Genomic DNA, 12,293 nt, shown 5'->3' on the forward strand with positions numbered 1-12,293 from the left:
ATCGCCGACACCGGCTGCTTGATCCCCAGATTCACCACGTTGTAGCCGTTGTTGGACAAGATGATGTCCACCAGGTTCTTGCCGATGTCGTGCACATCGCCGCGGACCGTCGCCAGCACGATCGTGCCCTTGCCCTCCGCGTCCGACTTCTCCATGTGCGGCTCGAGGTAGGCGACCGCGTTCTTCATCACCTCGGCCGACTGGAGCACGAACGGCAGCTGCATCTGGCCGGAGCCGAACAGCTCGCCCACGACCTTCATCCCCTCCAGGAGGGTGTCGTTGACGATCGCGAGGGCCGGTCGGGTCTGGAGGGCCTCGGCGAGGTCGTCGTTCAGGCCGTTCTTCTCGCCGTCGATGATGCGGCGCTGGAGCCGCTCGTCCAGCGGCAGCGCGAGCAGCTCCTCGGCCTTGCCCGCCTTCATCGACTTCATGTTGACGCCCTCGAACAGCTCCATGAGCTTCTGGAGGGGGTCGTAGCCCTCGGCGCGGCGGTCGTAGACCAGGTCCAGGGCGACCTTGACCTGCTCCTCCTCCAGCCGGGCGATCGGCAGGATCTTCGAGGCGTGCACGATCGCCGAGTCCAGACCGGCCTTGACGCACTCGTCCAGGAACACCGAGTTCAGCACCACTCGGGCGGCCGGGTTGAGGCCGAAGGAGATGTTGGAGAGGCCCAGCGTGGTCTGCACGTCGGGGTGGCGGCGCTTGAGCTCGCGGATCGCCTCGATGGTGGCGATGCCGTCCTTGCGGGACTCCTCCTGGCCCGTGCAGATGGTGAAGGTCAGGGTGTCGATGAGGATGTCGGACTCGAGGATGCCCCAGTTGCCGGTCAGATCGTCGATGAGCCGTTCGGCGATGGCGACCTTCGCCTCGACGGTGCGGGCCTGGCCCTCCTCGTCGATGGTCAGGGCGATGAGGGCGGCGCCGTGCTCCTGGGCCAGTCGGGTGACCTTGGCGAAGCGGGACTCGGGGCCGTCGCCGTCCTCGTAGTTGACGGAGTTGATGACGGCCCGGCCGCCGAGCTTCTCCAGCCCCGCCTGGAGGACGTCCACCTCGGTCGAGTCCAGCACGATCGGCAGGGTCGAGGCGGTGGCGAAGCGGCCGGCCAGCTCCTCCATGTCGGCGACGCCGTCGCGACCCACGTAGTCGACGCACAGGTCGAGCATGTGCGCGCCCTCGCGGATCTGGTCGCGGGCCATCTCCACGCAGTCGTCCCAGCGGGCGTCCAGCATGGCCTCGCGGAACTTCTTCGAGCCGTTGGCGTTGGTGCGCTCGCCGATCGCCATGTAGGCGGTGTCCTGACGGAACGGCACGGTCTGGTAGAGGGAGGCCGCGCCGGGCTCGGGCCGGGGCTCGCGCGTCGTCGGGGCGAGGTCGCGGACGCGCTCCACGACCTGGCGCAGGTGCTCGGGGGTCGTGCCGCAGCAGCCGCCGACCAGGGACAGGCCGTACTCCCGTACGAACGTCTCCTGGGCGTCGGCGAGCTCGGTCGCGCTCAGCGGGTAGTGCGCGCCGTTCTTGCCCAGCACCGGCAGTCCCGCGTTGGGCATGCAGGAGAGCGGGATGCGGGAGTGCCGGGCGAGGTAGCGCAGGTGCTCGCTCATCTCGGCCGGGCCGGTGGCGCAGTTCAGGCCGATCATGTCGATGCCCAGCGGCTCCAGCGCGGTCAGCGCCGCGCCGATCTCCGAGCCCAGCAGCATGGTGCCGGTCGTCTCGACCGTCACCGAGCAGATGACGGGGAGGTTCGCGCCGGTCGCGTCCAGCGCACGGCGGGCGCCGAGGATCGCGGCCTTGGTCTGGAGGAGGTCCTGGGTGGTCTCCACGAGCAGCGCGTCCGCGCCGCCCGCGATCATGCCCTCGGCGTTCTGCTGGAAGGCGTCGCGCAGCGTGGTGTACGGGGCGTGGCCGAGGGTCGGCAGCTTGGTGCCGGGGCCCATGGAGCCGAGCACCCAGCGCTGCTGTCCGGTCGAGGCCGTGAACTCGTCGGCGACCTCGCGGGCGATCCGCGCGCCGGACTCGGAGAGCTCGAAGACCCGCTCGGGGATGTCGTACTCGGCGAGCGCGGCGAAGTTCGCGCCGAAGGTGTTCGTCTCCACGCAGTCGACGCCGACGCCGAAGTAGGCCGAATGGACGGATCGGACGATGTCCGGCCGGGTCACGTTGAGGATCTCGTTGCAGCCCTCGAGGTTCTCGAAGTCCTCGAGTGTGGGGTCCTGGGCCTGGAGCATCGTGCCCATCGCGCCGTCTGCGACGACGACGCGGGTGGCGAGCGCCTCGCGGAGGGCGTCGATTCGGGTCCGGCTGTCAGCGGAGGGGGTCGGCGACGAGGCCATGGATGTGCTCCCTGGGATGCGACGGCTGTCGGCTTTGCGGCTTCCGGTGGAAGGCGCACGGGGTCAGAGTAGCCGGGCGGCCCGCCCAAGGGAGTGGGTGTCCCACGGGGCGGACGGCATCATGTACCCATTCTTGTCGTCGCCACTCAGGAATCGCTTTCGGCCAGGAAGTACGCACTCTGCGGTGACCAAGGTCGGCATGGACCGATAGTGTTCAGCATTGTCGAACCGCAGTGGAGAAGGGCCGATCCGATGGCGAAGAACATCCAGTCACTGGAGCGGGCTGCTGCGATGCTCCGGCTGCTCGCCGGCGGGGAGCGCCGGCTGGGCCTGTCGGACATCGCCTCCTCGCTGGAGCTCGCGAAGGGCACCGCCCACGGCATCCTGCGCACCCTGCAGGCCGAGGGCTTCGTCGAGCAGGACCCGGCGTCCGGGCGCTATCAGCTCGGCGCCGAGCTGCTCCGCCTCGGCAACAGCTATCTCGACGTCCACGAGCTCCGCGCCCGCGCGCTCGTGTGGACCGACGACCTGGCCCGCTCCAGCGGCGAGAGCGTCCACCTGGGCGTTCTGCACCAGCGGGGCGTGCTGGTCATCCACCACGTCTTCCGCCCCGACGACAGCCGCCAGGTCCTGGAGGTGGGGGCGATGCAGCCGCTGCACTCCACCGCCCTGGGCAAGGTGCTCTCCGCGTACGACCCGGTGGCGCACAGCGAGGTGATCGAGATCGAGCGCGAGGGCTTCACCCCGCGCACGGTCACGGGGCTTGCCGACTTCGAGGCCGTCCTGGACCACACCCGTGCGCGCGGCTGGGCGGCCGACGTGGAGGAGACCTGGGAGGGCGTGGCCTCGGTCGCCGCCCCCATCCACGACCGCCGCAGGATGCCGGTGGGCGCCGTCGCCATCACGGGCGCGGTAGAGCGGGTCTGCAACGCGGGCGAGCTGCGATCCGAGCTGGTCGCAGCAGTGCGGGACTGCGCCAGGGCGGTCTCCCGGGACTTGGGCGCCGGCCGATTCTGAGGCGATTGCCGCCCTGTCCGGCCGAGCAATTTTGTACGATTTGCCGGATCATCGGTAACGATCCGACTTTCAGCCACCGAACCCTTGACGCCACGTTTACCCGGGGGCAAAACTTCCGTTCACCGGTCGACATTGTCGAACACCTACCGGCAATACGCGTTAGAGTGTGGCAATGCCAAGGGCCGGGCAACGCCCTCACCTGAGGGCGCGAACCACCCGGAGGGACCCGGACGGTTCGCCTTCCCCTGGACGAAGGACAAAGGAGTCGCGGGTGTCCAGCTCCGACATCTTCATCGGCGAGATCATTGGTACCGCCGTACTCATCCTGCTCGGTGGCGGCGTCGTCGCCGCCGTCGTACTCAAGCGCTCCAAGGCGCAGAACGCCGGCTGGCTGGCGATCACATTCGGATGGGGATTCGCGGTCATGACCGCGGTCTACATGACCGGCACACTTTCCGGCGCCCATCTGAACCCGGCCGTCACCGTCGGTATCGCGATCAAGGACAGCGACTGGAGCAACGTTCCGGTCTACTTCGCGGGCCAGATGCTCGGCGCCATGCTCGGCGCCTTCCTGGTCTGGATCACCTACTACGGACAGTTCGACGCGCACCTCAAGGACCCGGAGATCATCGCCTCGCCTCCGCACGAGGAGGGCATGGTCAGCGAGGAGGCCGCGCCGAAGGCCGGTCCGGTTCTCGGTGTCTTCTCCACCGGGCCCGAGGTCCGCGTGGTGTGGCAGAACCTGGTCACCGAGATCATCGGCACGGTCGTGCTGGTGCTCGCGGTCCTGACGCAGGGCCTGAACAACGAGGGCAACGGCCTCGGCGTGCTCGGCGCGCTGATCACCGCGTTCGTCGTCGTCGGCATCGGCCTCTCGCTGGGCGGCCCGACCGGCTACGCGATCAACCCGGCCCGTGACCTCGGTCCGCGCATCGTGCACGCCCTGCTGCCGCTGCCGAACAAGGGCGGCTCCGACTGGGGCTACGCCTGGATCCCCGTCGTCGGCCCGCTGATCGGCGGAGCCATCGCAGCGGGTATCTACAACATCGCGTTCGCCTGAGCCGACCTACCACCGAACTGAGCAGGAGCACCCCGTGACTGACGCACACACCACTGGGCCCTTCATCGCGGCCATCGACCAGGGCACCACCTCCAGCCGCTGCATCGTCTTCGACACCGACGGACGCATCGTCTCCGTCGACCAGAAGGAGCACGAGCAGATCTTCCCGAAGCCGGGCTGGGTCGAGCACGACGCCGCCGAGATCTGGACCAACGTCCAGGAGGTCGTCGACAGCGCCATCGCCAAGGCGGGCATCACCGCCGACGACGTCAAGGCCATCGGCATCACCAACCAGCGCGAGACCACCGTGCTGTGGGACAAGAACACCGGCGAGCCCGTCCACAACGCCATCGTCTGGCAGGACACCCGCACCGACGCGCTCTGCAAGGAGCTCGGCCGCAACGTCGGCCAGGACCGCTTCCGCCGCGAGACGGGCCTTCCCCTCGCCTCGTACTTCGCCGGTCCCAAGGTCCGCTGGCTGCTCGACAACGTCGAGGGCCTGCGCGAGCGCGCCGACCGCGGCGAGATCCTCTTCGGCACCATGGACTCCTGGGTCATCTGGAACCTGACCGGCGGCGTCGACGGCGGCCACCACGTCACCGACGTCACCAACGCCTCGCGCACCATGCTGATGAACCTGCACACCATGGAGTGGGACGACAAGATCCTGGCCTCCATGGAGGTCCCGGCCTCGGTGCTGCCGGAGATCCGCTCCTCCGCCGAGGTGTACGGCACGGCCAAGAGCGGCGCGCTCGCCGGCGTCCCGGTCGCCTCCGCGCTCGGCGACCAGCAGGCGGCCCTGTTCGGCCAGACCTGTTTCGCCGAGGGCGAGGCCAAGTCGACGTACGGCACCGGCACCTTCATGCTGATGAACACCGGCAACGAGCCCGTCAACTCGTACAACGGCCTGCTGACGACCGTCGGCTACCGCATCGGCGACCAGCCCGCGGTGTACGCCCTCGAGGGCTCCATCGCCGTCACCGGCTCGCTGGTGCAGTGGATGCGCGACCAGATGGGTCTGATCAAGTCCGCGGCCGAGATCGAGACGCTCGCCTCGAGCGTCGAGGACAACGGCGGCGCGTACTTCGTGCCGGCCTTCTCCGGCCTCTTCGCCCCGTACTGGCGTCCCGACGCCCGCGGTGTGATCGCCGGTCTGACCCGCTACGTCACCAAGGCGCACATCGCGCGCGCCGTGCTCGAGGCGACCGCCTGGCAGACCCGCGAGATCAGCGACGCCATGACCAAGGACTCCGGCGTCGAGCTGACCGCGCTCAAGGTCGACGGCGGCATGACCTCCAACAACCTGCTGATGCAGACCCTCTCGGACTTCCTGGACGCACCGGTCGTGCGCCCCATGGTCGCCGAGACGACCTGCCTCGGCGCTGCCTACGCCGCCGGCCTGGCCGTCGGCTACTGGCCGGACACCGACGCCCTGCGCGCCAACTGGCGCCGGGCCGCCGAGTGGACCCCCCGCATGGACGCGGACAACCGCGACCGCGAGTACAAGAACTGGCTCAAGGCCGTCGAACGCACCATGGGCTGGCTCGAGGACGAAGAGAACTGACGAGGAGCATTCAAGATGACCACCCTGCAGAGCGTCCCCGCCCTGGGGACGCACCCGGCCGGCTCCAACCCGAGCCGCGCCGAGACTCGGGAGCAGCTCTCCAAGGCGACCTATGACCTCCTGGTGATCGGCGGCGGCATCCTGGGCATCTCCACCGCCTGGCATGCGGCGCAGTCCGGGCTGCGGGTGGCTCTGGTGGACGCCGGCGACTTCGCCGGCGCCACCTCCTCCGCCTCCTCCAAGCTCCTCCACGGCGGTCTGCGCTACCTGCAGACCGGCGCGGTGAAGCTGGTCGCGGAGAACCACTTCGAGCGCCGCGCGGTATCCCGTCAGGTGGCCCCCCATCTGGCGAACCCCCTCACCTTCTACCTCCCGGTGTACAAGGGCGGACCGCACGGCGCCGCGAAGCTCGGCGCGGGCGTCTTCGCCTACTCGGCCCTGTCGGCCTTCGGCGACGGCGTCGGCCACCTGCTCAGCCCGTCCAAGGCCGCGCAGGACGTGCCCGAGCTCCGTACGGACAACCTCAAGGCCGTCGCCGTCTACGGCGACGACCAGATGAACGACTCCCGCATGGCGCTGATGACGGTCCGCGCGTCCGTCGAGGCGGGCGCGACCGTCCTCAACCACGCCGAGGTCACCGGTCTGCGCTTCACCAAGGGCCGGGTGACGGGCGCGGAGCTGCGCGACCGCACGGACGGCGCCGAGTTCGGCGTCACCGCGCGCCTCGTGCTCAACGCCACCGGCCCCTGGGTCGACCACCTGCGCAGGATGGAGGACCCGAACGCGGCACCCTCGATCCGGCTGTCCAAGGGCGCGCACCTGGTCCTCAAGCGCACCTCCCCCTGGAAGGCCGCGCTGGCGACCCCGATCGACAAGTACCGCATCACCTTCGCCCTCCCCTGGGAGGACATGCTGCTGCTCGGCACGACCGACGAGGAGTACGAGGGCGACCCGGCGGACGTCTCGGTCAACGAGAAGGACGTCACGCAGATCCTGGACGAGGCCGCGTTCTCCATCCGCGACCAGCAGCTGTCCCGTGATCTGATCACGTACTCCTTCGCCGGTCTGCGGGTGCTGCCGGGCGGTCCCGGCGACACCTCCAAGGCCAAGCGCGAGACGGTCGTCACCGAAGGCCGCGGCGGCATGCTGTCGGTCGCCGGCGGCAAGTGGACGACCTTCCGCCACATCGGCCGCACCGTGATGAACAAGCTGGCCGCCCTGCCCGGCGGTCCGCTCGCCGAGGACATGCAGCCGATGGCGCATCTGCCCAAGAAGCTGCCGCTGCCCGGCATAGCCAACCCGAACGCGGTCGCGCACCGCCTCCTGATCGACGGCGGCACGCCCGGACCGCGCATGGCGGCCGACACCGCCCGTCATCTGGCCACCCACTACGGCTCGCTGTCCTTCGACATCGCGCGTCTGGCCAACGACGACCCGGCGCTCGCCGAGCGCATACACCCCGACGCCCCGGAGATCTGGGCGCAGGTCGTGTACGCGCGGGACCACGAGTGGGCCGAGACGGCGGACGACGTGCTGCGTCGCCGTACGACGCTGACGATCCGCGGTCTGGCGACGGACGACATCCGCGAGAAGGTCGACAAGCTGCTGGTCGAGAAGCGCTAGCAGCACGAGGTTCCGCAGTACGCGGGTAAGGGGCGGTCGCCATGGCGACCGCCCCTTACGCGTGTCACAGGCGCGGTCGCGGTCCCCGTTCCCGTACGGATGCGAGGAGTTGCCGTGACTGCTTGCTGAGGCGCCGGCCCGAGTCCGGACCGCAGGCCCTGTCCGCAGGCCCTGTCCGCAGCCTTCGACGCGGAGATCTGCGTCACGGATCGCGGGCGGATCTCGCCGCGCTCTCCTCGCCGAGGGGTGGTGCGGGTCCTGAGCGGCCTTCTTCGACGTTCTGGCTGATCCGGGCCGCTCAGACCGCATACTGTGCTCAGACATCGGATGTCTGAGGACACGAGGAGGCCCCTCCATGGCAGTCACCGACGAGGCGATCGAGAAGATCAAGGGAATGATCGTCTCCGGTGCGCTGCGGCCCGGGGACCGGCTGCCCAAGGAGAGCGAGCTCGCCGCCGAGCTCGGACTGTCCCGCAACTCCCTGCGCGAGGCGGTGCGCGCGCTGTCGCTCATCCGCATCCTCGACGTGCGCCAGGGCGACGGCACCTATGTCACCAGCCTGGACCCCAAGCTGCTCCTGGAGGCGATGAGCTTCGTCGTGGACTTCCACCGGGACGACACGGTGCTGGAGTTCCTGGCGGTGCGCCGGATCCTGGAGCCGGCGGCGACGGCGATGGCGGCGAGCCGGATCAGCGCGGGCGAACTGGACATACTCGGCGAGCAGTTGGACGCGCTGGGCCCGGCGCCGGCGGTGGAGGAGCTGGTCGCGGCTGACCTGGAGTTCCACCGGCGCATCGTGGAGTCGTCCGGCAACTCGGTCCTCTGCTCCCTGCTCGACGGCCTCTCCGGCCCGACGACCCGCGCGCGGATCTGGCGCGGCCTGACCCAGGAGGACGCGGTGAGCAGGACGCTCCACGAGCACAGGGCGATCCTGGCGGCGCTCAGGGACGGGGACGGGGAGGCCGCGAGGTCGTGGGCGACCGTGCACATCGCGAGCGTGGAGCAGTGGCTGCGCTCGACGCTGTGAGGCGGGCGGCGGGAGTGCGGCGGGCGCGTGCGGCGGGCGCGTCCTAGCTGGAGCGTCATGGTCCTCCGCTCGGCTCGGGCGGGGCGGCTCGGGCGGGGCGGCTCAGGGAGCGGGGCGCAGGCGCAGGCCCTGCATTCCGCCGTCGACCGCGAGCGCCGTGCCGGTGACGGCGGAAGCGGCGGGGCTGGCGAGATAGACGACGGCGGCCGCGACCTCGTCCGCCGTGACCAGCCGTCCGGTGGGCTGGCGGGCTTCGAGGGCGGCGCGCTCGGCGGCGGGGTCGTCGGCCTGGTCGAGCAGGCGGCCGATCCACGGGGTGTCGGCGGTGCCGGGGTTGACGCAGTTGACGCGGATGCCCTCGCGGACATGGTCGGCGGCCATGGCGAGCGTGAGGGAGAGCACCGCGCCCTTGGAGGCGCTATAGAGGGCGCGCCGGGGCAGTCCGGCGGTGGCGGCTATGGAGCAGGTCTGGGTGACGGAGACGTGCCCGGGGCGTTCGGCGGCGGCGCGGCGCAGATGGGGCAGGGCGTGCCGGGCGACGCGGACCATGCCGATCACGTTCACGTCGAGGACGCGCCGCCACTCGTCGTCGGCGTTGTCGGCGACTGTGCCGACCGCGCCGATCCCCGCGTTGGACACGAGCGTGTGCAGGGCGCCGAACTCGGCCGCGGCGGCGTCGACGGCGGCCCGTACGACCGCGTCGTCGACGACGTCCGCCGTGAGGGCGAGGACGCCGTCGGGCGCCCCCGCGGTATCCCGGTCGAGGACGGCGACGCGGGCGCCGCGCTCCAGCAGCCGCGTCGCGACGGCGGCGCCGATCCCGGAGGCGCCGCCGGTCACCAGGGCGCAGAGCCCCTCGAACTCCCGCCCCGGCACGCCCCGTGGGGCTGTCGTGAGCCGGCTCATGAGACGGCCTCCTCGGCGGTGCGGCGGGCCTGCCAGACGGGCCCTTCGGGGTAGCGGTGGGCGGCGGCCGACTCGGGCAGTATGCGGGCGGAGAAGCCCGGTGCGCGGGGTGCGGCGTAGCGGCCGGCGACGACGACGGCGGGGTCGGCGAAGTGCTCGTGGAGGTGGTCGACGTACTCGATGACGCGGTCCTCCCAGCTGCCGGAGACGGCGACGTAGTCGAACATGGCGAGGTGCTGGACGAGTTCGCACAGTCCCACCCCGCCGGCGTGCGGGCAGACGGGGACGCCGTACTTGGCGGCGAGCAGCAGGACGGCGAGGTTCTCGTTGACGCCGGCGACGCGGGCGGCGTCGATCTGGACGAAGTCCACGGCGCCGGCCTGGAGCAGCTGCTTGAAGACCACCCGGTTGGCGGCGTGCTCGCCGGTGGCGACCTTGACCGGCTGCCCGGCGCGTACGGCGGCGTGGCCGAGGATGTCGTCGGGGCTGGTCGGCTCCTCGATCCAGTGGAGCTCGTACGGCGCGAGGGCCGTCATCCAGCGGACCGCGTCGGCGACGTCCCAGCGCTGGTTGGCGTCCACGGCGATGCGGACTTGGGGGCCGACGGCGGCGCGGACGAGCTTCAGCCGCCGTATGTCGTCCTCGATGTCGCCGCCGACCTTCAGCTTGATCTGGCCGAAGCCGTCGGCGACGGCCTCCTTGGCCAGCCTGACCAGCTTCTCGTCGGAGTAGCCGAGCCAGCCGGGCGAGGTGGTGTACGCGGGGTAGCCCTGGGCGCGCAGCCGGGCCGCCCGCTCGGCCCGGCCGGGCTCGGCGTCCCGCAGGATCGTCAGCGCCTCGTCCTCGGTGAGCACGTCGCTGAGGTAGCGGAAGTCGACGAGCGAGACGAGCTCCTCGGGGCTCATCGAGGCGAGGAACTCCCACACGGGCTGCCCGGCGCGCCTCGCCGCGAGGTCCCAGGCGGCGTTGACGACCGCGCCGGCCGCCATGTGCATCACGCCCTTCTCGGGGCCGAGCCAGCGCAGTTGGGAGTCGTGGGTGAGCGCGCGGTGGAGCGCGGCGAGGTCGGCGGCGCCGCGGGGGGCGGGGCGGCCCGTCACATACGGCCGCAGCGCCTCGATGGCTGCGGCGACGACGTCGTTGCCGCGCCCGATGGTGAAGCAGAGGCCGTGGCCCTCGGCGCCGTCGGACGCGCGCATCACCACATAGGCGGCGGAGTAGTCGGGGTCGGGGTTCATGGCGTCCGAGCCGTCGAGCTGTTCCGAGGTGGGGAAGCGGATGTCGTGAACCTCGAACTCCGTGACCGTCTGGCTCATTCACGCACCCCCGGGAGAAGAACATCGGACCTCTTGGTCCTCCGATGTATAGCGCCGTTAGCGCGCCGCGGTCCAGGGTCGGGGCGGAGTTTCTCCCGTACAGCTCGGATGAATCACGGGATGGAGGCGTCGGCTCTCCGACGTATGCCCGATAGCTCGGAAGTTCACCCGGCCGTGCAAGGGGCTGCGGCGGGGCACTCGGTAAGCCGTAAGGTTGGGGCGTACGAAAGGGAACTTCGGAAGGAGGCACTGGGTGATCGAGCTCGAGGGGGTACCCGAGCTGATCGACCCGGTCATGGTGGCGGCGTTCGAGGGCTGGAACGACGCCGGCGACGCCGCCTCCACCGCGGTCGCACACCTGGACCGGGAATGGAAGGGCGAGGTGTTCGCGGCGCTCGACGCCGAGGACTACTACGACTTCCAGGTCAACCGGCCCACGGTGTGGCTGGACGGCGGGGCACGGAAGATCACCTGGCCCACCACACGGCTCTCCGTGGTCCGCGTCGGCGGCGACAAGCCGCGCGATCTGGTGCTGGTCCGCGGAATCGAACCGTCCATGCGCTGGCGCTCGTTCTGCAACGAGATCCTGGGCTTCGCCCATGAGCTGGGCGTCGAGATGGTGGTCATCCTGGGCGCGCTGCTCGGCGACACCCCGCACACCCGGCCGGTGCCGGTCAGCGGGATCACCTCGGACCCCGACCTCGCCAGGACCATGGATCTGGAGGAGACCAGGTACGAGGGTCCGACCGGCATCGTCGGCATCCTCCAGGAGGCGTGCACGCACGCCGGCGTGCCCGCGGTGAGCCTGTGGGCGGCCGTGCCGCACTATGTGTCGCAGCCGCCCAACCCCAAGGCGACGCTGGCGCTGCTGAACCGCCTCGAGGACCTGATCGGTCTCCGTATCCCGCTGGGCGAACTGCCGGAGGACGCCAGGGCCTGGCAGCTCGGCGTGGACCAACTGGCTGCCGAGGACAGCGAAGTGGCGGAGTACGTCCAGACGCTGGAGGAGGCCCGGGACACCGCGGAGCTGCCGGAGGCGTCGGGCGAGGCCATCGCCCGCGAGTTCGAGCGGTATCTGCGGCGGCGCGACGGAGGGCCGGGGCACGCGACCGACGGGGGCGAGGGCAGCTCGTATCTGCGCGACACCTCCAGCGGCCGGACGCGACCGCCCAAGCCGCCGAGGCTGGACACGGAGTCGGATCCGGAGTCGGAGCCCGAGACGGAAGCGGGCGACGAGCCCTCGGACGCCCCAGAGGCCTCGGAAGCCGCGGAGGCGTCCGGCTCGCCGGACAACAGCGCGAGCACCACGGACGCAGCGGACTCCACGGGCGCCCCGGACGCGGCCGAGGACGACCCGGACGGCACGGATCGCCCGGACGGCTCGAGCAGCTGACGCGGGGCACGGACGCCCAGCGCGTGTACGGCGGGGGCGGCGCCTGATCAGGCGCCG

9 protein-coding genes are annotated in these 12,293 nt (G+C 70.7%); 6 read left to right on the forward strand and 3 right to left on the reverse strand.

The window, feature by feature from the left end; translation table 11 throughout:
* Positions 1–2,330: methionine synthase (gene metH / locus AB0M39_RS39385; RefSeq protein WP_365373219.1), on the reverse strand; the 2,330-nt coding region annotated here is incomplete at its 3' end.
* A 252-nt stretch (positions 2,331–2,582) separates the two neighbouring features.
* Between metH and AB0M39_RS39390 the strand changes: the two genes are divergently transcribed.
* From AB0M39_RS39390 to AB0M39_RS39410, 5 genes are all read left to right on the forward strand, one after another.
* On the forward strand, positions 2,583–3,347 hold the full coding sequence (locus AB0M39_RS39390; protein WP_365373223.1) for an IclR family transcriptional regulator: 765 nt from the start codon (positions 2,583–2,585) through the stop codon (positions 3,345–3,347).
* A 271-nt stretch (positions 3,348–3,618) separates the two neighbouring features.
* The gene (locus tag AB0M39_RS39395) at positions 3,619–4,407 is read left to right on the forward strand and encodes an MIP/aquaporin family protein (protein ID WP_365373226.1); all 789 of its coding nucleotides are present in this window, start codon (positions 3,619–3,621) and stop codon (positions 4,405–4,407) included.
* A 34-nt stretch (positions 4,408–4,441) separates the two neighbouring features.
* Complete coding sequence (gene glpK, locus AB0M39_RS39400) at positions 4,442–5,971, forward strand: glycerol kinase GlpK (RefSeq protein ID WP_365373229.1); 1,530 nt, start codon at positions 4,442–4,444, stop codon at positions 5,969–5,971.
* A gap of 15 nt (positions 5,972–5,986) precedes the next feature.
* Positions 5,987–7,594, forward strand: a complete 1,608-nt coding sequence (locus tag AB0M39_RS39405; RefSeq protein ID WP_365373232.1) for a glycerol-3-phosphate dehydrogenase/oxidase — start codon at positions 5,987–5,989, stop codon at positions 7,592–7,594.
* A gap of 355 nt (positions 7,595–7,949) precedes the next feature.
* Entirely contained in the window at positions 7,950–8,621 is a 672-nt protein-coding gene (locus tag AB0M39_RS39410) for a FadR/GntR family transcriptional regulator (protein WP_365373234.1), read from the forward strand.
* Between the two features lie 102 nt (positions 8,622–8,723).
* Here the strand turns inward: AB0M39_RS39410 and AB0M39_RS39415 are convergent, their stop codons facing one another.
* Positions 8,724–9,527: an SDR family oxidoreductase gene (locus AB0M39_RS39415; protein WP_365373236.1), complete on the reverse strand. Its 804-nt coding sequence runs from the start codon at positions 9,525–9,527 to the stop codon at positions 8,724–8,726.
* Positions 9,524–10,843: an enolase C-terminal domain-like protein gene (locus tag AB0M39_RS39420; protein ID WP_365373238.1), complete on the reverse strand. Its 1,320-nt coding sequence runs from the start codon at positions 10,841–10,843 to the stop codon at positions 9,524–9,526. The genes AB0M39_RS39415 and AB0M39_RS39420 overlap by 4 nt, the downstream gene beginning before the upstream one ends.
* 253 nt (positions 10,844–11,096) lie before the next feature.
* Between AB0M39_RS39420 and AB0M39_RS39425 the strand changes: the two genes are divergently transcribed.
* A complete protein-coding gene (locus tag AB0M39_RS39425; RefSeq protein WP_365373240.1) occupies positions 11,097–12,236 on the forward strand; it encodes a PAC2 family protein in 1,140 nt (379 codons plus the stop codon).
* Positions 12,237–12,293 lie beyond the last annotated feature (57 nt).

This window comes from Streptomyces sp. NPDC051907 (assembly GCF_040681075.1).
Lineage (GTDB): Bacteria > Actinomycetota > Actinomycetes > Streptomycetales > Streptomycetaceae > Streptomyces.